The sequence below is a fragment of the Bombella pollinis genome (assembly GCF_026385485.1).
In the GTDB taxonomy this organism is placed as follows: Bacteria; Pseudomonadota; Alphaproteobacteria; order Acetobacterales; family Acetobacteraceae; genus Bombella; species Bombella pollinis.
In genome coordinates this window covers 159172-184502 of sequence record NZ_JANIDX010000002.1, presented here as the reverse complement: position 1 = coordinate 184502, position 25331 = coordinate 159172, and the positions used below count along the sequence as shown (strand labels likewise).

Genomic DNA, 25331 nt, shown 5'->3' with positions numbered 1-25331 from the left:
AACCCAAGATAAAGCTTGACCCCCGGGAAAATATAGGCCACCTCCTTGAATACGGACCGTGCAGGTCTTAAATAAAGAATCGTAACAGAGGTTGTGGGTTTTCACCGTGCTGAGACTATCCAAATTGGCTGACTATGCGACTGTTGTCCTCGTAAGATTAGGGGAGCGTGGGACTTTGGCCACGGCGGCGGCTCTCGCGCAGGAGACAGGCGTGCCAGAGCCAACCGTGGCAAAGCTGTTAAAAGGCCTTGCCGCTGGTGGGCTTGTGGTTTCCTTTCGTGGTGCGCGTGGGGGGTACCGGTTAGTTGATGAGCTAAAGGATATTTCTGTAGCGCGGGTCATTACGGTTGTGGATGGTCCCATTCGTGTTACCGCCTGTTGTGATGGGCGGGAATGTGTCCATGGGGAGACCTGTGGTCTCTCTGGCCAATGGGATATGGTCAATCAGGCTGTTCGTCAGGCGTTAGAGAGTATTAGCCTTGCGGATATGGCCAACCCCGCTCTCAAGTTTGATCCGTCCTCTGCCGCATCGGCGGGAGCGACAATGCGTGTAGCTGAAGGACAGGGAGGATGCCATGCCGGCTGTGTCGGAAACTCGTGAAGCTGTAGAGAAACTGGCAAAGTCCAATTATGAATGGGGCTTTGAGACAGATGTGGAGATGGACCTCGCCCCTAAGGGACTGAATGAGGACATCGTCCGGCTCATTTCTGCACGGAAGAAAGAACCGCAATGGATGTTGGAATGGCGGTTAAAGGCGTTTCGGTCTTGGCAGGAGATGAGCGAGCCAAATTGGGCGAAGGTGAAGCACCCTCCCATTGATTATCAAGATGCCCATTATTTCGCTCAGCCTAAAAAGAAGCCGGGGCCTAAAAGCCTTGATGAGGTGGATCCCGAACTGCTGAAGACTTACGAGAAGCTCGGCATCCCCCTGCATGAGCAAGAGATGCTCGCTGGTGTTGAGGGGGCCGGGCAAAAAACGCCCGTTGCCGTTGATGCGGTGTTTGATAGCGTCTCTGTTGCGACGACTTTCCGTAAAACATTGGCCGAAGCGGGAGTGATTTTCTGCCCAATTTCTGAGGCGATTATTGAGCATCCAGACTTGGTGAAGAAGTATCTCGGCACGGTTGTGCCAGTGGGGGATAATTTCTTCTCGGCGTTAAACTCAGCTGTCTTTACCGATGGTTCTTTCGTCTATGTGCCTAAAGGGGTACGTTGCCCGATGGAGCTATCCACTTACTTCCGCATTAATGCTCGTAATACTGGGCAGTTTGAGCGGACCTTAATCATCGCTGAGGACCGTGCTACAGTGTCCTATCTGGAGGGCTGTACAGCCCCGCAGCGTGATGAAAATCAGCTTCATGCTGCTGTTGTAGAGCTTGTGGCGATGGAGGATGCCTCCATTAAATATTCCACAGTGCAAAACTGGTATCCCGGTGATGAGGATGGCAAAGGCGGTATCTATAACTTCGTAACCAAGCGGGGGATTTGCAAAGGCGATCGCGCCCGCATCTCGTGGACGCAGGTAGAAACAGGCTCTGCCATTACATGGAAGTACCCTTCCTGTATTCTTGCCGGTAAAGGCTCAGTGGGGGAGTTTTACTCCGTTGCCGTAACAAATGGTCATCAACAAGCTGATACGGGTACGAAGATGATCCATCTCGCCCCCGATACACGCTCCACCATTGTGGCAAAGACAATCTCGGCAGGGAAGTCCGATAGCACGTATCGTGGTTTGGTGCGGATGCAGCCAAAGGCACGCAATGGGCGGAACTTTACGCAATGCGATAGCTTGCTTATTGGCGACCAATGCGGGGCGCATACAGTGCCTTACATCGAGAGCCGCTCTCTGAGTGCGCGTGTCGAGCATGAGGCCACAACCTCCAAAATCTCTGAGGACCAGCTCTTTTATTGTCGCTCCCGTGGTTTTTCCGAGGAGGAAGCTGTGGGGCTTATCGTCAATGGTTTTTGCCGGGAAGTGCTTAAAGAGCTGCCAATGGAATTCGCTGTGGAAGCGCAGAAATTGCTTCAAATCAGCCTAGAAGGAAGCGTGGGGTAAGGTATGAGTGAGTTTCTAAAAATTGAGGGGCTGAAAGCCCAGATTGATGCTGATGGCACCCCAAAGGAGATTCTAAAGGGCCTAAGCTTGGAGATTCCCAAAGGGGAGGTTCATGCCATTATGGGGCCGAATGGCTCTGGTAAATCCACACTCTCTTATGTTCTGGCAGGGCGTGAGGATTACGAAGTTGCGGCAGGATCAGCGCAGTTTAAGGGGCAAGATTTATTAGCTTTAGAGCCAGAAGAACGCGCTGCTCTTGGTGTGTTTTTGGCCTTTCAAGCTCCGGTGGAATTGCCGGGGGTAAATAACGCTAACTTCTTGCGGACCGCCGTTAATGCCGTGCGCAAGGCCCGCGGGGAGGAGGAGTTGGATGCTGTAAGCTTCCTCAAACTCGTACGGGCAGAGACAAAGCGTCTCTCCATGTCGGATGAGATGCTCAAACGGGCCGTGAATGTCGGCTTCTCCGGTGGTGAGAAGAAGCGTAATGAAGTGCTGCAAATGCGCTTATTGAAGCCTTCCTTAGCCATTTTGGATGAGACAGATAGCGGCTTGGACATTGATGCGCTGCGTATTGTGGCAGAGGGGGTTAATTCCCTGCGTGGGCCGGATTTCTCTTCTTTGGTGATTACTCATCATCAGCGTCTTTTGGATTACATCGTGCCAGACCGTGTGCATGTGATGGCCCATGGGCGTATCATCCATAGCGGTGGGCCAGAGGTGGCCAAATTGCTGGAAAAACAAGGCTATAAACAGTTTCTTGAGGCCGCAGCGTGAGTGAGAATAAGGCAGCAGCTTGGCAGGCTCTAACGGGTCGTGCTGGGGAGCGTGCAGCCCTGCTTGGTACGGAGGGGCTGCCGACAAGACGAGTGGAAGCATGGCATTATACGCCGCTGCAATCGCTTAATGGGGTGGCATGGCAGGCTGCTCCTGCGTTGGGGGAGGCGCGCATTAAGCAGAGCGTGGCAGAGCTAGACCTCCCTCAGCATGATGGGATTTTGGTTTTTGCCAATGGGCAATTCTGCCCTGCATTGTCCCATCTACCTGCTTGTATGGAAGTGCAAGAATATGGTGATGGGGCCGCTGTACCGCGCTTGCTAACAGGGCGCTTTTCAGCGGGATTGAATGCCGCTTTGCGTCAGCCGGGTGCGCGGTTGAAGGTTCCCGCTGGGCGGGATGCGGGTTTGGTGATTATGGTCAGCCTTACTGAGGGCGAGGATGTCTCCACCCATTTGCACCATAGTGTTACCTTAGCAAAAGGGGCAAAGTTGACTTTGCTGGATATTCAGCTGGGGACTGGGCGGTATCTGACAAACCCGCAAATGGATGTTCATTGTGCGGAGGAGGCTCATTTTAGCCATATCACGCATCAAAAAGAGAGCCCCCTTGCAGCACGCCTTGCGATTGCTGGGGCCAAGATTGAGGGGCGGGGCAATTATGATAGCTTTACCCTCAATCAGGGTGGAGCCTTAGCGCGGCAAGAGGTTGTTAGCCAGCTTAATGGGCCGTTTAGCAATACGAATGTGAATGCGATTCAGCTTGTGGATGGAGAGCGGCTGAATGACCTGTCCTCTATGATTCATCATGCCGCACCGGATTGCACATCCCGCCAAACGGTGCGGACAGTCCTCTCCGAGCAAGGGCAAGGGGTCTTTCAGGGTAAGATTTTGGTGGACCAAATTGCCCAAAAGACGGATGGGTATCAGATGAATCAGGCCCTGCTTCTCTCTGAAAAAGGGCAGATGAACAGCAAGCCAGAGCTTGAGATTTATGCTGATGATGTCAAATGCAGCCACGGGGCGACTGTGGGGGCGTTGGATGAGGAGCAGCTTTTTTACCTACGCTCGCGCGGTGTGCCAGAGGCGCAGGCGCGTGATATGCTCGTACAGGCTTTCTTGCTAGAGACGGTAGAGCTCGTAGAGCATGAGAGCCTCCGTCATTATTTGCTAAAGGCATTACCCGGCCATGTTGGATGATGTACGCGCCCAATTCCCCATTCTTTCAGAGACGGCACATGGCCGCCCGCTTGTCTTTTTAGATAGTGCGGCCTCGGCCCAAAAGCCGGAATGTGTCATCGAGGCTATGGGGCATGCGGCGCGGCATTGTTATGCGAATATTCATCGCGGCCTTTATGATATGAGCGAGCGGACCACGCAGGCTTATGAGGCCGTGCGTGATGATGTAGCGCGCTTCCTTAATGCAGCGGACCGGCGTGAGATTGTCTTTACAAAGAATAGCACAGAGGGCCTTAACCTTTTGGCTCATTCCTTAGGCAATCAGCTAAAACCTGGTCAAGCGGTGCTGATTTCCGCCTTGGAGCATCATGCGAACATCGTCCCGTGGCTTATGTTACGAGAGCGGTTGGGTATTGAGCTGCGCGTTGCACCGCTTAATGCTGCGGGGGATATTGACCTGACCGCTTATGAGGATTTGCTGCGTGATGGTCGTGTGGCTCTTGTCTCAGTCACGCATATGTCCAACGTGTTGGGGACCATTACACCGGCCAAGCGGCTTGTGGAGCTGGCCCATCATTATGGGGCAAAAATCATTTTGGATGGCTCCCAATCTATCGTGCATCGCAAGGTAGATGTGCAGGTTCTTGGTGCGGATTTCTTTGTCTTTACGGGGCATAAATTATATGGCCCAACTGGTGTTGGCATTTTGTGGGGTAAGCTGCCTTTGCTGGAGGAGATGCCGCCTTTCCTAGGGGGCGGGGATATGATTCGCTCTGTCTCTTTTAAAGCAGCAACATGGGCGGATGCGCCGCATAAGTTTGAGGCTGGGACGCCCGCTATTTTGGAGGTGCTCGGCCTTGGGGCGGCTATTCGCTTTGTTGAGGGCATAGGGGCTGAGCGGATAGAAACGCATGAGCGTGAGTTGGTGGCTTATGCGCAAGAGCGGCTTGAGGGGCTAGAGGGTGTTCGCATTATGGGCCGCCCTGTAGAGCGTGGGGGGGTGTTCTCTTTCCAAGTGGAGGGGGCTCATCCGCATGATTTGGCTGTACTGCTGGACCAACAGGGCATTGCCATCCGTGCGGGGCAACATTGTGCCGAACCATTGATGCATGAGCTTGGCGTGCAAGCGACAGCACGCGCTAGCTTTGCTATCTATACAACATGTGATGATATAGACGCTCTGGCACACGGGATTGAGCGTACGCGTAGCTTACTTGCGTGAGGGTGTTATGACAGGCGCAGATGACCAGATGATGAATGATTCCACAGCCCCTCTGGTAGGTGAGGCGACTACGCCTACAGAAGGGATGCCCCTGCCTACGCAAGAGGAGGCTTATGCGGGGGAGGAGGAGCTTGTCCCCCCACCAGTGGATGCGCCGCCACAGCAAGATGAAGTCATTGCTGCGATTGAGACGGTCTTTGACCCGGAAATTCCAGTGAATGTGTATGAGCTAGGGCTGATTTACACGATTGATTTGCATGATGATGGCCGTGTGGATATTGAGATGTCCCTTACCGCGCCTAACTGCCCTAGCGCGCAAGAATTACCCCAGATGGTCCGTTACGCTGTTCTTTCCGTCCCCACGGTGAAGGAAGTGACCGTTAAGGTCGTGTGGGACCCGCCATGGGATATGAGCCGGATGAGCGATCAGGCCCGTTTGGCCTTGAATATGTTTTAAGCAAGGGGAATATCATGACAGAAATGCCCAAGAAGCGTTCTTTACCACCCTTGATGAGCTTAACAGATAAAGCCGCTACCCGTTTAAAAGCCCTTTATGAAGGGGCAGAGCAGGGTAAGCTTTTGCGGATTAGTGTTGGTAAGCGCGGTTGCTCTGGCATGTCTTATGAGATGGATTTTGTCTCTGAGGCCACAGCAGGGGATGAGCGCGTTGAGGACCATGGCTTGACGTTGCTGGTGGACCGCAAGGCCACTTTGTTCCTCATCGGTACTGTAATGGATTATGAGGTGAAGGAGCTTGAATCAGGATTCACCTTTACCAATCCTAATGAGAAAGGCCGGTGCGGCTGCGGGGAAAGTTTCCACGTTTAAGCGGTATAGAGATTAGCTTTGCCGTGCTTTTCTCGCCTTGCGGATGCGTTTGGGGTCGCGCGAGAGTGTTAAGACGGCCTCTACGTCGCTTGACCATAGGAACTGGTCAATCACATGCCATGAGAGCAAGGCGAACCCAGCTTTGTGGAGGGCTGGAAGTTCTTTCTCCAACGCTGCAGGGCTGCAACTTACATAGATGATGTCCTGCACAGTCGAGCGTATAAGCGAGGCGAGTTGCTTGCCCGTCCCTGCATAGGGTGGGTCCAACACAACAACGCGTGCCTGATTAAGCTCGGTTGGGAGGAGAGGTTGGCGGTTTAAGTCGCGCTCTGCTCCCTCAGCGCGACTTCCATGCGTGGCTGCGCGTAACGCGGATATAGCCGCTTTATCGCCTTCATAGGCTTTCACAAAACCATGCTGTGCGAGGGGGAAGGTTAATGTCCCACAGCCTGCATAAAGCTCAATAATGCGGTCTTTACGGTTGAGGGGAGGCAGCCCTGCTAATACGGCTTCGCAAATAGCGGCCTCACCCTCGCTACTGGCTTGGAGGAAACTAGCGGGGGGCGGGGTGACTTTTACACCCCCAAAATGATGAAAAACGGGGCCATTCTGGGCAGCAGTTTCCATCATTTTGCCGGGGGCAGGCCGCCATGTGATGCGTGGTATATGGTGCGCACGCGCAAAAGCTGCGAGTTTTTCACGGTCTGAGCCGCTCAAAGGGGCGGGGGTTTCTAAGGTGAGGTCTGGTCCGCTTTCGAGCAGATTAATCGCTAAAGCTCCCCGGCCTGTCAAAGCCCCTAATGAGGCAAGGCATGTACGCAATGGGGGCAATAGAGCGAATAGTTCTGGCCGGATGAGCGGACATTCCGTCATATCAACGGGGTCCCCACCGCGTTCATGTAAGCCGAGAATAACCCCACCGGGCACGCGTTGCAGGGCCACATCCAGCCTTTGGCGGCTATGAGGTGGGGTTTGATACATTATGGGGGTGGGGAGGTCGGTAAAGCCACTTTTGGTTAAAGCGTGCTCTATGTGCTGGGCCTTCCAATGCAGGAGGGCGGTAGGCTCCATATGTTGGAGGGTACACCCCCCACAACGGCCTGCAAGGCTACAAGGGGGGTTAACACGCTCCGGGGCATAATGATCCCACCCCAAAAGCTCTACTGATTCGTGATGAAAACGTAGATGAAGCTGCTCACCGGGCAATGTGCCGGGGATGTAATAGCTGCGTCCTTCGTAACGCACCATCCCATCGCCTGAGCGGCCTAGCTGCTCGACCGTGAGATGGCATTGCTGGGAATCCCCCCTCATGAATCAGAAGGTTCATGCGGATCTGGCAGATAGCTGACCTTCATAAAGGCAGGGACGTTCTCACCAAAACCATCCTGCATGCCATTTGTCTCTGGCACAGGGGGGAGCAGCTCCGCCCGACCAGAGCGTTTATGGTCATGCTTACGCGCCTCAGGAAGAAGAGCGCGTGAAGCTTGCTTCTTCGGCGGTGTGGGTTGCTCGTCCGTTTTTGCCTCTGGGGCGCGTTTGTTGCGCCCTTGGCGGGTATTTTTCGCCCCATCTTTTTTATGAGATGGTTTCGCCTCATCCTCGCCGCGCCATTGCAGGGAGGGGAAATCCTCAACCTCTATAGCTTCAATTTTCTTACCGGTGAGGGCCTCAACAGATTCGAGCAGCTTTTGCTCATCAGGCGTGGCGAGGCTATAGGCGACTCCTTCCTTCCCTGCGCGGCCTGTCCGACCAATACGGTGAACATAATCCTCCGCATTAAAGGGGAGGTCGTAATTCACAACATGGGAAAGCCCGCCAATATCAATCCCGCGTGCTGCAACGTCAGAGCAAACAAGAATGGATAACTCACCAGAGCGAAAACGCTCTAACGTATCAAAACGCACATCTTGGGCGAGGTCACCATGGAGATGCCCTACAGAGAACTTCTGTTTAGTAAGGTAATGTTCTAGGGAATCAACATCGCGCTTCCGGTTGCAGAAGATAATGGCATTTTGAACATCATCATGGCGTAGTAATGCGGAGATAGCGCGGTTTTTATCCCGTTTCTCGACAATGAGCAGCCCTTCAGTAATCGTGCTAGCAACAGAGGATTGCCGCGCAATGGTGATTTCCTTCGGGTTATTGAGGAAATTATCCGCTAAGTGGCGAATCTCCGGTGCCATCGTCGCAGAGAAAAAAAGCGTCTGACGCTGGCGAGGGAGGAGGCTGACAATGCGCTCAATATCAGGGATGAAGCCCATATCTAGCATACGGTCTGCTTCATCAATAACGAGCGTGTCCGTTTGTGTAAGCAGCAGCCCGCCGCGGTCGAACATATCTAGTAAACGCCCCGGTGTGGCGATGAGTACATCTACCCCACGATTAAGAATATCGCGTTGTTCATTCAGTTTCCCCCCGCCGATTAATAGAGCGTGGGTCAGGCGGAGATGTGCCCCATAAAGCTTGAAGTTCTCTGCTACTTGCAATGCTAGTTCCCGCGTGGGCTCCAGAATGAGCGAACGCGGCATACGCGCTCGTGCGCGGGATTTGGAGAGCTTCTCTAGAAGAGGCAGCGTGAAAGAGGCTGTTTTACCCGTCCCTGTTTGGGCAACCCCCAGCACATCACGCCCTGCTAGAATTGCCGGCGTGGCAAGAGCTTGGATAGGCGTTGGGTGAGTATACCCCATGGCCTCAACAGCTTTAAGAATAGGGGCTGATAAGGCAAGGTCTTGGAAGCGCGGACGGCCTTCCTGCTCCGCATCCTCATGATGAGGGGTGTCTTTATGCTGCGATGAAGACGCTGTGACGGGCTGTGTCTCGGTCTGCTCAGCAGGTTTATTGGTGTCTGCACTCTTAGTGTTGCGCGTACTTGCCCGCTTCCGCGTAGTAGTACGGGGCTTTGTCTTTGGTGTGGTAGAATCGCCATCTGCTATAGCCTCATCGGCTGGTGCAGTGGTTTTTGATTCAACCGCTTTTTTACGGCGTGTACGCTGCGTTTTGGGGACTGGAGCCTCGTCCGCATCCGTCACTTCAGGCTCAGAGGCTACGGGTTTTGCTTTGGCGCGGGTCGTTCTTTTACGCGTAGTCGGTTTGGCTTTGGCCTCGCCATCGTCCGTGGTGGTAGGGGCCTCATCTGCACTCACCGTCTTACGGCGTGTCCGTTTAGCGGGCTTCTTTTCAGGTCCGTCAGCAAGAATGGTCTCTTCCGCTGCGGTAGCTTTGGTTGTACGGCGGCGGGTGGGTGTTTTGCGTTTTGGCGTCTCAGTTGCAGCTTCAGCCTCAATAGAAGCATCAGCTCCACTCTCTGTCTCAGCAGGAGTGACGGCTTTTTTGCGGCTCGTTGCCGTTGTGCGGCGGCGCGTGGTCGTCTTTTTAGGGGGGGTAGGCGTAGAGTCGGCCTTCACATCCTCATCGCTTAATGGTTCCGTTCCCGTTTCGGCCTCTGCCTTAGCTGTTTTGGTGCGTGGGGAAGGGGTTTTCCGTGTGCGGCTTGTGCTGCTGCGGGTTTTGGACGGACCAGAGGAGGTTTTGCTGCTCAAATGATTCTCGGACTATTGCTGTTACAGGTCTGGCCATCCGGCACCCCGTCGGACAGCCCCACGCGCATTTTGCAGATAGGGGAAACGACCTTCTGCAGTATGCGTTTCTCGTTTGTTATCTGCAAAAGCCCTTTTTGGCAAGGTGAAGGCCAAGCGGTTTATAGTTAAAACAGGGTGTTTATTAGCCCACCCCACCAAGAGCCCCGGCAAAGATGGCAATAATGCCACAAAGTGCCATGAGCGCAGTACGGCGGTGTAAAGTGGTAAAGAGCTGCGGTTGAGGCCGCAAAGCACGGCGTGCCGTCCGTAAGGGGCCAAAAGTCATGCTTAGAAAGAGAATAATCATTAAGAGGCCGCACAGGGCCATAAGATGATACGGCCATGGTAGATGCCCACCTGCATGGATGATGAGCGCAATGCCGCTGAGAATAGCAAGAGGAATAACATGCCATAACGCTCTTAAAAAACGGCTATAGCTCTGCAATAAAACCGTGCTGGCTTGTTGGGCGTCTAATAAACGTGTGGTGCGGCGTGTTTGTAGGCAGAAAATAGCCCCACCAACCCAATAGGTGATACAAAGAAGATGTAGGGCAAGGACAACGCCCCAAAGCAGAGAGCTGGTCATAGTTCATCCATACTGTGTCATAATCTGTTCGCCCACCTTTATAGAGAGAAGATTGCTTTATGTCCTGTCTTTCCCAGCAAAGTTTTTTGTCATCAGCTCTTTTATCACCAGAAGAAACACGCCAGATGGACCAAGCCATGGAGGCGATTCTCCCTATGATTATGGAGCGTGCAGGCATGATGGCCGCACGGCTAATCCGCCAGCATGTAAAGCCCTGTCGTGTTGTGGTGGCGTGCGGGCCGGGGAATAATGGCGGGGATGGCTATGTGCTGGCACGGCATTTGCTCTCATGGGGGTGGCCGGTGCGTGTTGCGATGACGCAGCCCCCTGTTGAGGGCAGCTTGGCCCAGCAAATGGCGGCGCGCTGGCATGGTGATGTGGTCGATTTTACCCCGCAGGAAGCTGCAAGGGCGGAGTTGGTGGTGGATGCCGTCTTTGGGGCCGGGGTGAATCGGCCATTACCGCCTCTTGTAGAAGCCTTTTTTGCAGCGGCACCGCGCATTATTGCTATTGATGTTCCTTCTGGTCTTGATGGCGCAACGGGCAGCTTGATGGGGCAGGTAGCACCATGTGCTAAGACCATTGCACTTATCCGCAAGCGGCCGGGGCATTTGCTTTTGCCGGGACGTTCGGTTTGTGGGGAGGTGCTGTGTGCTGATTTGGCCATTCCTGAAGCGATTTTAGCTGATACGCGCAGTATAATGTGGGAGAATGGCCCTGCCTTATGGGCATTACCGCAGCAAGAGCCGCTTGATCATAAATATAGCCGTGGTGTGGTAAGTGTGTGCGGCGGGGCCGAGATGCCCGGTGCAGCCTTTTTTGCCTCTGAGGCAGCGCGGCATGTTGGGGCGGGTATGGTGCGGCTGACAGTGCCAGAGGCGGCCGCCATGATGTATCGACTCGCCTCTCCAGCCGCGATTGTTGATACCCAATCTTTAGCCGCCGCTTTGGAGGATAAACGGCGGCATGTGTGGGTTTGTGGCCCCGGTTTGCAGCCTGATGAAGTGGGACGTACCCTTCCGTTACTCCAAAAGGAAGGGCGGCAGATTGTTGTTGATGCAGGTGCTTTTTCTTGGGCTGCGGGGAATCCCGGGCGTTTAAAGGGGGCGACTGTTATGACACCGCATATGGGGGAGTTTGCACGGCTTTTCGGGCCTATTCAGGGGGATCGCTTACAGGCAGCCCGTCACGCAGCAAAGCAGTTGAATCTTGTGGTCGTGCTGAAAGGGGCCGATAGCATCATTGCAGCCCCTGATGGTCGGGTCGCGATTAATAGTCACGCCACTCCCGCTTTAGCTGTAGCAGGGGCAGGGGACGTGCTTAGCGGTATTATCGCGACATGTCTCGCAGCGGGGATGCCCGCTTGGGAGGCTGCTGCGGCAAGTGTGTGGGTGCACGGGGAGGCGGCACGGCGCGCTGCGGCGTTAAAGGGGGGATGGATTGTGCCAGAAGATATCTTCGCCCAGCTTGGTTTGGCGCGTCAGGCAGCTTCTCATAGCCCGGAAGATGCAGGAAAATGGCGCATTAAGGGATAATTTACAGCATAAAAGAGAGATTTGCAGGAAAGGCCCCTTGCCGTGAAGGGGTTCATGCGTTAAATCCGCAGAACAATGAAGGCATCGGTCCTTAAACGGGCTGGTACTGGAGATAGCCGTCTGGTTTATGCGGGCGTGGTGAAATTGGTAGACACGCCAGATTTAGGTTCTGGTGGCGCAAGCTGTGGGGGTTCAAGTCCCTCCGCCCGCACCAAGGCACTCTCCATTTAAATGTACGATGCTGGAGATCCCCTGTATTATAGAGAAGGAATGTCGGATTCATGCAGGTTAAGCCCATCCTCAATGAGGGCCTGAAACGGTCTTTCACAGTAGTTGTTCCTGCCGCTGACCTGCAGGGCCGGTGTGAGGCTCGTCTGGCTGAAGTGAGTCGCGATGTTAAACTCCCCGGCTTCCGCCCCGGTAAAGTGCCCGCCAGCGTTGTAAAGCAGCGTTTTGGTGAGTCTGTTCAAGCTGAGGTGGCTGAGAAGCTGGTGCAGGAGAGTGTGCGTAAGCTGCTAGAGGATGAGGCGATTCGCCCAGCTATGCAGCCGCAAGTTGATGTTGTTTCTACCGGGACAGACGGTAAGGACCTTGAGTTTAAAATCGAGATGGAAGTCCTGCCTGAGATTACCATCCCCGATGTATCTGGCACAAAGCTGACCCGTTATAGCGCGAAAGTTGCTGATGAGGTCGTAGAGAAAGCTCTGCGTGAGGTTGCACAACGTAACCGCACATTTGAAGTGATTGAAGAAAGCCGCCCTGCTGTGAAGGGTGATGTGCTGAATGTCAATTTCGTTGGCAAAAAAGATGGCACACCTTTTGAGGGTGGCACCGCTGATGATGTGAATGTCGAGATTGGTGGCGAAGGCTTCATCCCCGGTTTTGCTGACCAGATGGAAGGTATGAAGCCCGGTGATGAGCGCGTCATTACTGTGACCTTCCCAGAGAATTATCAAGCTGCTGACCTTGCCGGTAAAGAAGTGACGTTTGACATTAAAGCAAACGCGCTAAAGAAGCCGGTTGACCCAACCATTGATGATGAGTTTGCTAAAGGGCTGGGCCTAGAGAGTGTTGAGCAAATGCGTAAGCTCATCACCGAGCAGGCCGAGGGTGAGTATAAACAGCTTTCCCGTATGCGGATTAAGCGCGAGCTGTTGGACGCTCTTGCCGAAAAGACCAATTTTGATGCGCCTGAGAGCATGGTGGATGCCGAGTTCGCGCAGATTTGGAGTCGGATTGAGGAAGAGCGTAAAAACGGCACTCTTGATGAGCAAGATGCCGCGAAGGATGAAGACACCCTGCGCGCTGACTATCGCAAAATTGCCGAACGCCGCGTAAAGCTCGGCCTGCTTTTGGCAGAGATTGGTCGTAAGCAAGAGATTCAAGTCTCTCAGGAGGAGCTACTTTCTGCATTACAGCAGGAGGCACGCCGCTATCCGGGTCAAGAACAGATGGTCTTTGAGTTCTTTACAAAGAATCCTCAGGCCATTGAGAGCCTCCGTGGTCCTATCTTAGAAAATAAGGTGGTGGATTATCTCATTGAGCTTGCTGATGTGACGGATAAAGAAGTCACAGCCGAGGAGCTTGCTGATATGCCAGATGCGGAATAATCGCCGCATTGTATAAAGAAGGGGCAGCCTGCCGCTGCCCCTTTTTTTTGCTCTTGCCGGTGCTGGCCCTCTTGTATAGCCGCGTTGCTGTTTTATCTCACAAAGACAAAGCCTAACGGGCTGTGCTAGGGTGAGGGGACGTTGTAAAGGAAAATACCTATGGGCATTGAAGATCGTAACCCTCTGGAAGTGTTTAATAATACACTCGTGCCAATGGTGGTGGAACAAACCTCGCGCGGGGAACGCTCTTTTGATATTTACTCCCGCCTTTTGCAGGAGCGCATTATTTTTCTCACAGGGCCTGTGTATGATCAGGTCTCCTCATTAATTTGCGCTCAGTTGCTGTATTTGGAGAGTATTAATCCCACTAAAGAGATTTCCTTTTACATCAACAGTCCCGGCGGCGTGGTGTCGGCTGGCTTAGCGATGTATGACACAATGCAATATATCCGCTCGCCCGTGAGTACGGTGTGTATTGGTCAGGCGGCCTCTATGGGCTCTTTGTTGTTAGCTGCTGGTGAGGCGGGGCGGCGTTTTTGCTTGCCCAATGCCCGCGTGATGGTGCATCAGCCTTCTGGTGGGGCGCAGGGTCAAGCTTCTGATATCGAGATTCAAGCGCGCGAGATTCTACAGATTCGCCGCCGCTTGAACGAGATTTATCGTGAGCATACAGGTCGCGCTTTAGAGGAAATTGAAGAAGCGTTGGAGCGTGACCGCTATCTTTCCGCAACAGAGGCGAAAGATTTCGGATTGGTGGATGAAGTCGTGCTGCGCCACCCAGCAGAGAAGAAGGCCGGTGCCTGAACATACCCGCTAGTATGGGTTTGAGGAGCTGTAATGAGCGAAAAAGAGAGCGATTCTAAAAACACGCTTTATTGTTCATTCTGTGGGAAGTCTCAACATGAGGTGAAGAAGCTCATCGCCGGGCCGACCGTTTTTATTTGCAATGAATGTGTAGAGTTATGCACGGATATTATCCGTGAGGAGCGTGGGGCAGGCCCTATTACGACTGGCGGTTCGGTCCCTACGCCGCGTGAGATTTGTGCGATTTTAAATGATTATGTCATTGGGCAGGACGATGCGAAAAAAGTCCTCTCCGTTGCGGTGCATAATCATTATAAACGCCTCGAGCATACCGAAAAATCAGGCAGTGATGTAGAGATTGGTAAGGCGAATATTATGCTCATCGGCCCGACAGGGACCGGTAAGACCTTATTAGCCCAAACCTTAGCGCGGATTTTGGATGTCCCCTTCACAATGGCCGATGCCACAACGCTGACAGAGGCCGGTTATGTGGGGGAGGATGTTGAAAATATCATCCTCAAGCTTTTGCAAGCGTGCGAGTATAATGTTGAGCGGGCCCAGCGTGGGATTGTCTATATTGATGAAATCGATAAGATTTCCCGTAAAGCTGAGAACCCGTCTATCACGCGGGATGTCTCCGGTGAGGGTGTGCAACAGGCCTTGCTAAAATTAATGGAAGGGACCGTAGCCTCCGTTCCACCGCAGGGGGGGCGTAAACATCCTCAGCAAGAGTTTTTGCAGGTCGATACCACGAACATGCTCTTTATTTGCGGCGGGGCGTTTGCTGGGTTGGACAAAGTCATTAGCGCACGCGGTAAGGGAAGTGGGATTGGCTTTGGGGCGGATGTACGCTCTGAAGATGATCGCAAGCTTGGTGATATTCTTAAGGATATTGAGCCTGAAGATTTGATGAAATATGGCCTTATCCCGGAGTTTATAGGCCGTCTTCCTGTTATCGCCACACTCAATGACCTCGATGAAGCCGCTTTGGTGCAGATATTGACCGAACCAAAGAATGCTTTGGTGAAGCAATATCAGCAGCTCTTCCAAATGGAAGGGGTGGAGTTGGAGTTCGAGGAGGAGGCGATTAAAGGGATTGCAGCTCGTGCGATCGAACGTCAAACAGGCGCGCGGGGTTTGCGCTCCATCATGGAGAAAATCTTGATGGGGACAATGTTCGACCTTCCCGGGCGAAAGACGGTTAAGAAAGTGGTTGTTAATCGCGATGTTGCAGAGGGCAAAGCCGAGCCGGTCTATGTCTATGCAGAAGGTGATGACGCTAAAACGGAGGCAGACTGACCGGCTTTGTAGCGGTTTTGGTCTGTTTATGTATGCTTCCTGTGGTGTTGGGTCTTGCCCCTCATCTCCCAACACCCCACATTGAGCCCATAGAGTGAAAGCCCCTGCCGTGCCTTAATTGGGCGGTATAGGGGTTTGATCGTCCGTTATGGAGATCTTGAAATCATGAGTGACGAAAAGAAAACAAAAACTAGCCGCCGCAAAACGGCTGATAAAGCAACGCCAACATCTCCGCGCAAGGTCCCTGCACGGCGTGTGCGGGCCTCTAGCGCGAAAGAGGAAGCAAAACAGGCCGAACCTGCCGCGGCTAAAGCGCAGGTTAAGCGGCCAGCGCGCGTTAAAAAGCCTGTTCTGCCTGTATTGCCGCTACGCAATATTGTGGTTTTCCCTCACATGGTTGTGCCGCTTTTTGTGGGGCGGGAGAAGTCCATTCATGCTCTAGAGCAAATGCCGGAGGATGTGCGGGAGATTATACTTGTCTCCCAAAAGGATGTGGCAAAAGATGAGCCAACAGTTGATGACCTCTTTCGTGTTGGCACGGTTGCGAATGTTCTTCAGCTTTTAAAACTGCCTGATGGCACGGTAAAAATCCTTGTGGAAGGCTTGCACCGCGTTCATTTAGTGGGGCTGAAAGAGCAGGATGGTTATTTCCAAAGCTCTGCGGAGATAGTGCCTGATGAGTTAGGGGCACGGCCGGGTGAGCGTGAGGCTCTGGCGCGTTCTGCTCTATCTCGTTTTGAGGATTATGCCCGTTTAAATCGCAAGGTTGCACCGGAGGTTCTTACCTCTGTTAGTCAGCTTGAGGACCCATCACGTTTAGCCGATACGATTGCCAGCCATTTGAATCTTAAGATTCCGGAGCGGCAAGAGCTTTTGGAGATTGTGTCTGTTGAGGAACGGTTGGAGCGTGTTTTCTCCTGCATGGAGGCGGAGATTGACGTGCTTCAGGTGGAGAAGCGCATCCGCAGCCGTGTTAAAAAACAGATGGAGAAGACGCAGCGCGAATATTATCTGAATGAGCAGATGAAGGCGATCCAAAAGGAGCTGGGTGAAGGCGAGGATGGCCGTGATGAGCTTAGTGAAATTGAAGATAAGATTGAAAAAGAAGGCCTGAGTCAAGAGGCGAAAGAAAAAGCGCGCAGTGAGTTGAAAAAGCTGCGGAATATGAGCCCGATGTCCGCCGAGGGCACTGTGGTGCGTAGCTATTTGGATTGGTTGGTAGGCTTGCCATGGGCTAAGCGCAGCAAACTTACAAAATCCCTCCAAAAAGCAGAAGATGTTCTGGATGCAGACCATTACGGGTTGGAGAAAATCAAAGAGCGGATTTTAGAATATCTCGCTGTTCAGAGTCGGGCTAAGAAGTTGAAAGGCCCTATTCTTTGCTTGGTTGGCCCACCGGGTGTGGGTAAGACATCTCTTGCACGCTCCATTGCGCGCGCAACAGGGCGGAAATATGTGCGTATGTCCCTAGGGGGTATGCGGGATGAATCCGAGATTCGCGGCCATCGCCGGACATATATCGGGGCCATGCCGGGGAAGATTATCCAGGGGCTTAAAAAGGTTGGAGTAAATAATCCGCTCTTTTTGCTGGATGAGGTGGATAAGCTGGGGTCGGATTGGCGTGGTGACCCATCTTCTGCTTTGTTAGAGGTGCTAGACCCTGAGCAAAACAGCACCTTTGGTGATCATTATCTGGAGGTAGAGTACGACCTTTCAGATATTATGTTCATCACCACGGCGAACTCTTTGGATATGCCGCAACCGCTCCTGGATAGGATGGAGATTATCCGTCTTTCTGGTTATACGGAGGCAGAAAAGCTGGAGATTGCAAAACGGCATCTCCTCTCTAAGCAAGCTAAAGAGCATAATTTGCGTCCCGGTGAATGGCATGTGAGTGATGAGGCTCTGCTGGCGTTGATTCGTTCTTACACGCGGGAAGCTGGGGTGCGTAATTTGGAGCGCATGATTGCACGTCTTGCCCGCAAAGCGGTGCGCGAGCTTCTCAGCAGTAAGGTAAAGAGCATTGAGGTCACACCGGAAACGCTGGAGAAATATGCCGGTATTCCGCGCTATCGCCATAGCGAAACAGATAAGGTGGATCAGATTGGTATCGTCACAGGCTTAGCATGGACGCAAGTTGGTGGTGAGATTCTGACGATCGAGAGCCTGACCATGCCCGGTAAAGGCAATATTCGCCAAACTGGTAAGCTTGGGGATGTTATGAAAGAGAGCGTCTCTGCGGCATTTTCTTATGTGAAGTCGCGTATGGATGTTTGGGGGATTGACCCTAAACTCTTAGAGACAACTGATATTCATGTGCATCTGCCTGAAGGGGCCGTACCTAAGGATGGTCCTTCTGCCGGTGCAGCCTTGACGACTTCTCTGGTCAGTGCGCTGGCACGCATCCCCATCCGGCATGATATTGCGATGACGGGGGAGGTCACCTTACGTGGTCGCGTGTTGGAGATTGGCGGATTGAAGGAGAAGCTTCTTGCTGCGTTGCGCGCAGGGATTAAGACTGTGTTAATCCCTGAAATGAACGTTAAAGACCTCGCCGAGATTCCAGAAAATGTGAAAGAAGGGCTGGAGATTATCCCCGTTCATCATATGGATGATGTGCTGAGTGTCGCATTGACAGAGGCCCCTAAGGCTCTGCCGGGAGCGCATATAGTAGGCACAAAAGGCAAAAAAGAGACTCCGAAGGGACTTTCTCGCTCTTTTCGGCATTAAGTGGGGCTATTCTTGCTTTCTGATGGTTGACGCAGGGAAAATCCGCTTCATAGTGCAGGTGGAAACGCTATCAGGTGATTCTAATCCCAGTGGGTTGATTCACTTAACTAATAAGAAAGGTTTGTCATGGAGAAACCATTGAACAAGCAGGAGCTTATTTCTGCTGTTGCTGAAGCTGCTGACCTCCCTAAAGCAAAGGCTGGGGATGTTGTGGACGCTGTTTTCAAGACGATTGAGGAGACCCTCTCCAAAGGGCAGGAAGTTCGTCTCGTAGGCTTTGGTAGCTTTGTTACAGCACAGCGTAAGGCTGCTAAGGGTCGTAACCCGCGTACAGGTGAGGAAATTGATATTCCTGCTTCTACCTCTGTGCGTTTCAAGCCGGGTAAGGGCTTAAAGGACGCTGTCAGCAAGTAATTGCATGACAGATTAGCGGGGAAGTTTTTTTGTAAAAAAAAGAAAATTCCCCGTTGCCTTCCATTAGGGTTTTGTCTATAGATCGTGGCGGGCAATTAGCTCAGCGGTAGAGCGTCTCGTTTACACCGAGAGGGTCGGCGGTTCGATCCCGTCATTGCCCACCATCCCTTTGTAAGTTTATTATTATGACCTGGCGTTTCGAGATTTATGAAACGCTGGCATCTACCTCCGATTTTTGTCGAGAGCGCGCTGAGGCCGGCGAGAAGACGAGGCTAGCTGTTTTGGCACGACGCCAAAGCGCAGCACGCGGTAGCCGTGGCCGTACATGGGAGAGTGGAGAGGGGAACCTCGCTTTCTCCTTTTTGTTTCATGCACCAGAGACAGCGTCTTTTCGTTCAATTTTACCCTATTTGGCCGGGTTGGCTCTTTATGATGGGCTTGTTGAAGCAGCGGCTTTATCACCTGATGAGTGTCAGCAGCTTCACTTAAAATGGCCGAATGACCTTCTGCTTAACTCTCATAAAATGGCTGGTATCCTCATCGAGACTGGAGTGGTCTCTGCAACGGTCTGTTGGGTTGTTATTGGCATAGGGGTCAATTTGCAGAAAGCTCCCACCCTTACCGAACGTAAGGTTGTGGCTTTCTCCGCATTAAAGCCACCGCCTGAGCCACAATTATGTGCCGAGTCTATTCTGCGGGCTTTTGATAAATGGTGGAATGAGTGGCAGAAGGAGGGCGAGGCTACCTTATGGAAGGCATGGCTTAAACGTGCGCACCCTCTAGGTACTCGACTGATATTAGAAAGACATGGTAAGAGGACATCAGGCCGATTTGCCGGACTGGATGTGCAGGGGCGTCTTTTGCTCACACAAGATGATGGCACTGTGACCTCGGTTGTGACGGGTGATGTTATCTGTGAGTAGGGGGAGCTGTGCTGCTCGTCATTGATGCAGGCAATACGAATGTGGTTTTTGCTATTCATGATGGTTCATCATGGATTGGCCGCTGGCGTATTTCGACCGATGACCGTAGAACAGCGGATGAATATGCCGCGTGGCTTTTGGGGTTGATGGAGCGTGCAGGCATTGGTGCGGATTGTGTAACGCAGGCGATTATTGGCACAGTGGTGCCGGCTGCGTTGTATGATTTGCGGCGTTTTTGCCGTTGCTGGCTGCATGTGGAGCCTTTGGTGGCGAATCATGAGCTGGAATGGGGAATGGATGTGCTGGTTGATACCCCGGCAGAATTGGGGGCAGACCGGTTGTTAAACGGCCTTGCGGCACGTCAGCTTTATGGTGGCGGTCCCTTGGTTGTGGTGGATTTTGGTACGGCGACAACATTTGATGTTGTTGATGCGCAGGGCCGTTATTGCGGTGGGGCGATTGCACCGGGGGTGAATCTCTCGATGGATGCGTTGCATCAAGCTGCAGCACGGTTGCCGCGTGTGAGTGTAGGACGACCAATGACGGCCATAGGCCGCAATACGAGTGTGGCGATGAGGTCAGGCTTATTTTGGGGTTATGTTGGTCTGGTTGAAGGGATTGTTCACCGTATTGCCGGTGAGATGGATAAGAGTCCCAAAATTGTGGCGACAGGCGGTTTAGCCCCGCTTTTCTCCGAGGGGACGACATTATTTGATGAAGTAGCACCAGACCTCACGCTGGAGGGGTTAAGACTTCTCGCGGAGCAGAATGAGGGGCGTTTCATCACTGATTTTTCTGGGCAACAGGCCCGCAATGCCTTTGGGCATAATGGTAACGCTTGAAGAGGATCAGATGCGTTTATGACAGAGCAAGTAAGTGATTTTGCCTTTCTCCCTTTAGGAGGGACGGGCGAAATCGGTATGAATTTTAACCTCTACCGTATGCGTGAAAACGGTGAGGAGCATTGGTTGGCGATTGATTGCGGTATTGGGTTTTCGGGTAATGATACGCCAGAGGCCGATGTCCTTATTGCAGACCCTGTTTTTATTGCAGAGCGTAAGAAGGATTTGCGCGGTTTGGTGATTACCCACGCGCATGAGGATCATATCGGGGCGGTCGCGCATTTATGGCGGTATTTAAAGTGCCCGGTTTATGCCACGCCTTTTTCCGCTGCGGTGTTGCGCCGTAAATTAACTGAGGCTGGATTACAGAATCAGGTTGTTATCCATATCATCATGCCATCCTCTCGTTTTGAGGTTGGCCCGTTTGACCTCCAATTCATCCCGGTGACCCATTCGATTGTGGAAGCACAATCGGTAGCTATTCGTACACCGCACGGGATTATTATTCATACTGGGGATTGGAAGTTAGACCCCACCCCACTTGTTGGGCCTGTGACGGATGAAGAGACCTTCCGTGCTTTGGGGGATGAGGGCGTGTTGGCCCTTGTCGGTGATAGCACGAACGTCATGAAGGAGGGGCGGTCCCAGTCCGAAGCGGATGTTCGCGTTGGCTTAACAGAAATGATTGCCGGGCTAGAAGGGCGCGTGGCTGTGACCTGCTTTGCCAGTAACGTAGCCCGTGTGGAGAGCATCGCCAAAGCAGCGTTAGCCTCTGGCCGTGAGGTCATGGTGGTAGGGCGTTCTTTACGCAATCTTGAATCAGCAGCGCGGGAATGTGGCTATTTTGCTGATTTGCCGCCCTTCTTGACGGAATATGACATTAAGGATGTCCTTGATGATAATCTGTTGATGATTATCACAGGCAGCCAAGGTGAGGCGCGTTCAGCTCTATCGCGCATTGCGAGCGATACACATTCCACCATTTCACTTGGTGAGGGTGATACGGTCATTTACAGCTCCCGCGTGATTCCGGGCAATGAGCAAGCGGTGATGACCGTGCAAGATAACCTAACGCGCCGTGGTGTTACGGTGCTGACGGATAAAGACGGCATGGTTCATACATCCGGCCATGCAACAGGTGGGGATATTCGGCATCTTTATAGCTTGGTGCGCCCGCGTTATAGCATCCCAACACATGGGGAATGGCGTCATCTTACCGCTCATGGGGCTTTAGCGCGTGAGGCGGGGGCAGAGGCTGTGTTGTTAGAGGATGGCGATATCCTCAATTTAGGGCCGGGGCCTGTCGAGGTGATTGATACCGCGCCAACGGGTTTGTTGGCTCTGGATGGCGACCGCCTCCTCCCCATGACGGGTGGGGTCTTAGCGGCACGGCGGCGGATGCTCTTTAACGGCATCGTTCTGGCAAGCTTTGCTGTGGATGATGAGGGCTATGTTATCGGCGAGCCACGTATTAGCGCACCAGGCTTGCTGGAGCGGGATGACCCTGAAAGCGCACGGATTCGGGAAGAGTTCGCTTATGCGATTGATGAAATCCCCGATGAGTTCCGCCAAGATGATCAAGCGTTCCGCGATGCAGCACGCACGGCTCTGCGCCGCGCTTTGGGGCGGAAATTGCGGAAGCGTCCGCTGGTTGATGTCCATCTTCTGCGTGTCTGAGGCCTTAATATTATGCGTCTAAGTCAGGCTTTTCAGCCCACTTTGAAGGAAGTCCCCGCCGAGGCACAAATCGCCTCTCATCGCTTGATGCTGCGGGCGGGGCTTGTGCGGCAGACGTCATCTGGCATTTATACATGGCTGCCAGCAGGGCTGCGTGTCCTGCGCAACATTGCTACTATTGTGCGGCAAGAGCAGGATAAAATTGGTGGTCAGGAAATCCTGATGCCGACTGTTCAATCTGCCGAGCTATGGCGGCGGTCTGGTCGGTATGATGCGTACGGGCCGGAGATGCTGCGCATTGAGGACCGGCAAGGGCGCGAGATGCTTTATGGCCCAACCAATGAGGAAATGGTGACGGACCTCTTTGGCAGCACGGTGAAATCCTACCGTGAACTACCGAAGATGCTGTATCATATCCAATGGAAGTTCCGGGATGAGATCCGCCCGCGCTTTGGTGTGATGCGTGGTCGTGAGTTCTACATGAAGGACGGTTATAGCTTCGACCTCTCTTATGAGGATGCCGTAAGCAGCTATTATCGTATCATGTTGTCTTATTTGAAGATTTTCCGCCGGTTGGGTGTGCAAGCCGTGCCTATGGCTGCTGATACGGGGCCTATCGGTGGGGAATTGAGCCATGAGTTCCTCGTCCTTGCCCCAACGGGGGAGAGTGAAGTCTTTTATGATGCCGGGTGGGATGAGATCGACTGGGATAGCATCGGTCTTGACCCGCAGAAGGAGGATGACCTCCAAAAACTGCGCGAGATTGTGAAGACAACCTATTCCGCTACGGATGAAAAGCATGACCTCTCAGCTTGGGAGAGCGTGCCAGAGTCGCGCCGGCGTGGTGGCCGTGGCATTGAGGTCGGGCATATCTTCTATTTCGGGACGAAATATACCGAGGCTATGGGCGTTGAGGTTAATGGGGCTGATGGGGCACCGTTGCACCCGCATATGGGGTCCTATGGGATTGGCGTCTCCCGTCTGGTCGGGGCGATTATTGAAGCCTCTCATGATGAAGCCGGTATTATTTGGCCGGAGGAAGTGGCTCCTTATCGGGCAGCTTTGCTCAATCTTCGCCCCGGTGATGAGCTTTGTGATAAGCTTTGTGAGAGCATTTATAGCCGTGACCCAGAAGGGTTGCTTTATGATGACCGCGCCGATCGTGCTGGTGTGAAGTTTAATGATGCTGACCTGATGGGCCATCCTTGGCAAATTATTGTCGGCCCGCGTGGGGCTAAAGCCGGTATGGTGGAGCTAAAACACCGTGCTACTGGCGAGCGGAGTGAATTGCCGCTTGATGACGCTTTGGCCAAGCTAGGGCTGGGCTAACATGTTCGGACGGTTTGAGCGAACAATCGCCTTGCGTTATTTGCGGGCCCGCAAGGGGGAGCGTTTTGCCTCTGTCATTGCGCTTTTCTCCCTTGTTGGCATTGCTTTAGGGGTGGCGACGCTCATCATCGTCATGGCCGTGATGAATGGCTTTAAAGCAGACCTCATGGGCCGGATTCTCGGCCTGCATGGGGATTTGAACGTCTATGCCTATGGGCAGCCAATTCGCGATTATCGTGATGATGCGTTTATCATCCGTAAGGTGCCCGGTGTGACGCAGGTTCTGCCCATGACGCAAGGCACTGTTTTGGCAGAGGCGGGGCGTTACTCCACCGGGGCATTGTTGGAGGGGCTAAGCCCAGAGGATTTACAGGGGTGGAAAGCCCTCACCCAAGGGGTGATGGATGGCCGGTTAGAGGATTTCCGCGGCAATGATGCGGTGGCCATTGGCGTGACTTTGGCCGAGCGTGCAGGGCTGCATGTTGGCTCAAGCTTGACCATCCTGTCCCCCAATGGCCAAGCAACGCCGTTTGGCACGATGCCACGGGTGCGGAAGGTGCATGTCGCGCTCATTTTTGATGCGAATTGGAACGACTATAACAGCAATGTCATCCTCATGCCTTTGGCAGCCTCTCAGGCCTTTTTGATGATGGGCGATAGTGTCTCTCTTATACAAGTGAGTACGCATGACCCGCTCAATATTCAGCCTCTTAGCCGCCAGATTGAGGATGCGTTGAATGATCCGCGCCTGCAAGTGCTGGATTGGACAGATAGTGCCAATGGCTTTTTGGATGCCGTGACGGTGGAGCAGAATGTAATGTTCCTTATCCTCACGCTCATTATCCTTGTGGCGGCGTTTAATGTGATTTCCTCCCTCATTATGATGGTGAAGGATAAAACGCGCGATATTGCCATTCTGCGCACCTTTGGGGCGAGCCGTGGGAGCGTGATGCGTATCTTCTTGATGTGTGGAGCCTCTGTTGGTGTGGTGGGTACTCTGGTAGGGACGGGGTTGGGCATTTGCTTTGCCCTCAATATCGAGCATATTCGCCATCTTTTGGAATCCCTAACAGGGACGAACTTATTTAACCCGGAAGTCTATTTCCTAGCGCGTCTCCCGGCGCGGTTAGTGTGGTCGCAAGTGGTAGAGGTAGCGGTGCTCTCGTTGGTTTTATCGCTCTTAGCTACGCTTTATCCCTCATGGCGTGCGGCAAAGACGGACCCGGTGGAGGCTCTGCGTCATGAGTAAGGATTCAGAGGCTTACGTTTTATCCCTTGAGGGATTAAGCCGGTTTTTCCGCTCCGGTGATGAGGAGCTGCATATCCTTAAAGAGGCGGATTTCACTCTACAAAGCGGGGAGCTGGTGGCCTTGGTTGCCCCCAGTGGGACGGGGAAATCGACCTTACTGCATCTAGCAGGTTTGTTGGAGCGTCCTGATTCTGGGGATGTGCTGATTCAAGGGCGTAGCACGCGCAAAATGAGTGAGAGCGGGCGGACAGCATTGCGGCGTGATGAGATTGGCTTTGTGTATCAATTCCATCATCTTCTGGGTGAGTTTTCAGCCTGTGAGAATGTCATGCTGCCTCAATTAGCGGCGGGGGTAAGCCGTGTCGAGGCACGTTTGCGAGCGGTTGATTTATTAACACGTTTTGGCCTGTCTCATCGGTTAGAATCTTTGCCGGGGCGGATGTCCGGTGGGGAGCAGCAACGCACAGCCATTGCTCGCGCTCTAGCGAATCGTCCTAGTTTACTCTTGGCTGATGAGCCAACGGGTAATCTTGATACAAAAACAGCGGAGCTTGTTTTTGCGGAATTAACGCGCATCGTGCGAGAAGAAGGCGTAGCCGCGCTTATTGCTACTCATAATGAGGCACTGGCTGCTGCGATGGACCGCACCGTGACATTGGCGGAAGGGCACATCGTCCCATTCCGCGCGTAAATCTG

The 25331-nt window shown here is 53.1% G+C and carries 22 protein-coding genes and 2 tRNA genes; 21 read left to right on the top strand and 3 right to left on the bottom strand.

What is annotated here, in order from left to right; genetic code table 11:
- Positions 1 to 106: 106 nt before the first annotated feature.
- Genes NQF89_RS02825 through NQF89_RS02795 form a run of 7 tightly spaced genes read left to right on the top strand, consistent with a single transcriptional unit; the run spans position 107 to position 6059 of the window.
- A complete protein-coding gene (locus NQF89_RS02825) occupies positions 107 to 601 on the top strand; it encodes an SUF system Fe-S cluster assembly regulator (RefSeq protein ID WP_266137454.1) in 495 nt (164 codons plus the stop codon).
- A complete protein-coding gene (gene sufB, locus NQF89_RS02820; RefSeq protein WP_155573306.1) occupies positions 576 to 2057 on the top strand; it encodes a Fe-S cluster assembly protein SufB in 1482 nt (493 codons plus the stop codon). Before NQF89_RS02825 ends, sufB begins: the two co-directional genes overlap by 26 nt.
- 3 nt (positions 2058 to 2060) lie before the next feature.
- The gene (gene sufC, locus NQF89_RS02815; protein WP_266137453.1) at positions 2061 to 2831 is read left to right on the top strand and encodes a Fe-S cluster assembly ATPase SufC; all 771 of its coding nucleotides are present in this window, start codon (positions 2061 to 2063) and stop codon (positions 2829 to 2831) included.
- Entirely contained in the window at positions 2828 to 4030 is a 1203-nt protein-coding gene (sufD, locus tag NQF89_RS02810; protein ID WP_266137452.1) for a Fe-S cluster assembly protein SufD, read from the top strand. Before sufC ends, sufD begins: the two co-directional genes overlap by 4 nt.
- Positions 4020 to 5231, top strand: coding sequence for an aminotransferase class V-fold PLP-dependent enzyme (locus NQF89_RS02805; protein ID WP_266137451.1), 1212 nt, complete (start codon positions 4020 to 4022; stop codon positions 5229 to 5231). Before sufD ends, NQF89_RS02805 begins: the two co-directional genes overlap by 11 nt.
- A 7-nt stretch (positions 5232 to 5238) precedes the next feature.
- Positions 5239 to 5688, top strand: coding sequence for an SUF system Fe-S cluster assembly protein (locus NQF89_RS02800; RefSeq protein WP_266137450.1), 450 nt, complete (start codon positions 5239 to 5241; stop codon positions 5686 to 5688).
- Positions 5689 to 5702: 14 nt separating this feature from the next.
- On the top strand, positions 5703 to 6059 hold the full coding sequence (locus NQF89_RS02795; protein ID WP_099027147.1) for a HesB/IscA family protein: 357 nt from the start codon (positions 5703 to 5705) through the stop codon (positions 6057 to 6059).
- Positions 6060 to 6071: 12 nt separating this feature from the next.
- Here the strand turns inward: NQF89_RS02795 and NQF89_RS02790 are convergent, their stop codons facing one another.
- The 3 genes from NQF89_RS02790 to NQF89_RS02780 all read right to left on the bottom strand — a co-directional run bounded on the left by NQF89_RS02790 (position 6072) and on the right by NQF89_RS02780 (position 10223).
- Entirely contained in the window at positions 6072 to 7370 is a 1299-nt protein-coding gene (locus NQF89_RS02790; RefSeq protein ID WP_099027146.1) for a class I SAM-dependent RNA methyltransferase, read from the bottom strand.
- Positions 7367 to 9598 (bottom strand): DEAD/DEAH box helicase, encoded by a 2232-nt coding sequence (locus NQF89_RS02785; RefSeq protein WP_407652346.1) that lies wholly within the window; start codon positions 9596 to 9598, stop codon positions 7367 to 7369. The genes NQF89_RS02790 and NQF89_RS02785 overlap by 4 nt, the downstream gene beginning before the upstream one ends.
- 181 nt (positions 9599 to 9779) lie before the next feature.
- Positions 9780 to 10223, bottom strand: a complete 444-nt coding sequence (locus tag NQF89_RS02780; RefSeq protein ID WP_155579399.1) for a hypothetical protein — start codon at positions 10221 to 10223, stop codon at positions 9780 to 9782.
- Between the two features lie 59 nt (positions 10224 to 10282).
- Between NQF89_RS02780 and NQF89_RS02775 the strand changes: the two genes are divergently transcribed.
- The 14 genes from NQF89_RS02775 to NQF89_RS02710 all read left to right on the top strand — a co-directional run bounded on the left by NQF89_RS02775 (position 10283) and on the right by NQF89_RS02710 (position 25326).
- Positions 10283 to 11758 carry an NAD(P)H-hydrate dehydratase gene (locus NQF89_RS02775; protein WP_266137449.1) on the top strand — a complete coding sequence of 492 codons (1476 nt, stop codon included), beginning with the start codon at positions 10283 to 10285 and terminating at the stop codon, positions 11756 to 11758.
- A gap of 129 nt (positions 11759 to 11887) precedes the next feature.
- Positions 11888 to 11972: transfer RNA gene (locus NQF89_RS02770), tRNA-Leu, on the top strand.
- 67 nt (positions 11973 to 12039) lie between these two features.
- On the top strand, positions 12040 to 13368 hold the full coding sequence (tig, locus tag NQF89_RS02765; RefSeq protein WP_155573298.1) for a trigger factor: 1329 nt from the start codon (positions 12040 to 12042) through the stop codon (positions 13366 to 13368).
- 159 nt (positions 13369 to 13527) lie between these two features.
- Positions 13528 to 14172: an ATP-dependent Clp protease proteolytic subunit gene (locus NQF89_RS02760; protein ID WP_155573297.1), complete on the top strand. Its 645-nt coding sequence runs from the start codon at positions 13528 to 13530 to the stop codon at positions 14170 to 14172.
- A 33-nt stretch (positions 14173 to 14205) separates the two neighbouring features.
- The gene (clpX, locus tag NQF89_RS02755; RefSeq protein WP_155573296.1) at positions 14206 to 15471 is read left to right on the top strand and encodes an ATP-dependent Clp protease ATP-binding subunit ClpX; all 1266 of its coding nucleotides are present in this window, start codon (positions 14206 to 14208) and stop codon (positions 15469 to 15471) included.
- 165 nt (positions 15472 to 15636) lie between these two features.
- Positions 15637 to 18201: an endopeptidase La gene (gene lon, locus NQF89_RS02750; protein ID WP_266137448.1), complete on the top strand. Its 2565-nt coding sequence runs from the start codon at positions 15637 to 15639 to the stop codon at positions 18199 to 18201.
- Between the two features lie 126 nt (positions 18202 to 18327).
- On the top strand, positions 18328 to 18615 hold the full coding sequence (locus tag NQF89_RS02745; RefSeq protein WP_155573294.1) for an HU family DNA-binding protein: 288 nt from the start codon (positions 18328 to 18330) through the stop codon (positions 18613 to 18615).
- Positions 18616 to 18704: 89 nt separating this feature from the next.
- A tRNA-Val gene (locus NQF89_RS02740) sits at positions 18705 to 18779 on the top strand.
- Between the two features lie 21 nt (positions 18780 to 18800).
- Positions 18801 to 19538, top strand: coding sequence for a biotin--[acetyl-CoA-carboxylase] ligase (locus NQF89_RS02735; protein ID WP_155573293.1), 738 nt, complete (start codon positions 18801 to 18803; stop codon positions 19536 to 19538).
- A gap of 8 nt (positions 19539 to 19546) precedes the next feature.
- The gene (locus NQF89_RS02730; RefSeq protein WP_266137447.1) at positions 19547 to 20380 is read left to right on the top strand and encodes a type III pantothenate kinase; all 834 of its coding nucleotides are present in this window, start codon (positions 19547 to 19549) and stop codon (positions 20378 to 20380) included.
- A gap of 18 nt (positions 20381 to 20398) precedes the next feature.
- On the top strand, positions 20399 to 22057 hold the full coding sequence (locus NQF89_RS02725; RefSeq protein ID WP_155573292.1) for a ribonuclease J: 1659 nt from the start codon (positions 20399 to 20401) through the stop codon (positions 22055 to 22057).
- Positions 22058 to 22069: 12 nt separating this feature from the next.
- Positions 22070 to 23386 carry a proline--tRNA ligase gene (gene proS / locus NQF89_RS02720; RefSeq protein WP_099027135.1) on the top strand — a complete coding sequence of 439 codons (1317 nt, stop codon included), beginning with the start codon at positions 22070 to 22072 and terminating at the stop codon, positions 23384 to 23386.
- Between the two features lies 1 nt (position 23387).
- Positions 23388 to 24635, top strand: a complete 1248-nt coding sequence (locus tag NQF89_RS02715) for a lipoprotein-releasing ABC transporter permease subunit (protein ID WP_099027134.1) — start codon at positions 23388 to 23390, stop codon at positions 24633 to 24635.
- A complete protein-coding gene (locus NQF89_RS02710; protein ID WP_155579393.1) occupies positions 24628 to 25326 on the top strand; it encodes an ABC transporter ATP-binding protein in 699 nt (232 codons plus the stop codon). Before NQF89_RS02715 ends, NQF89_RS02710 begins: the two co-directional genes overlap by 8 nt.
- Positions 25327 to 25331: the final 5 nt, after the last annotated feature.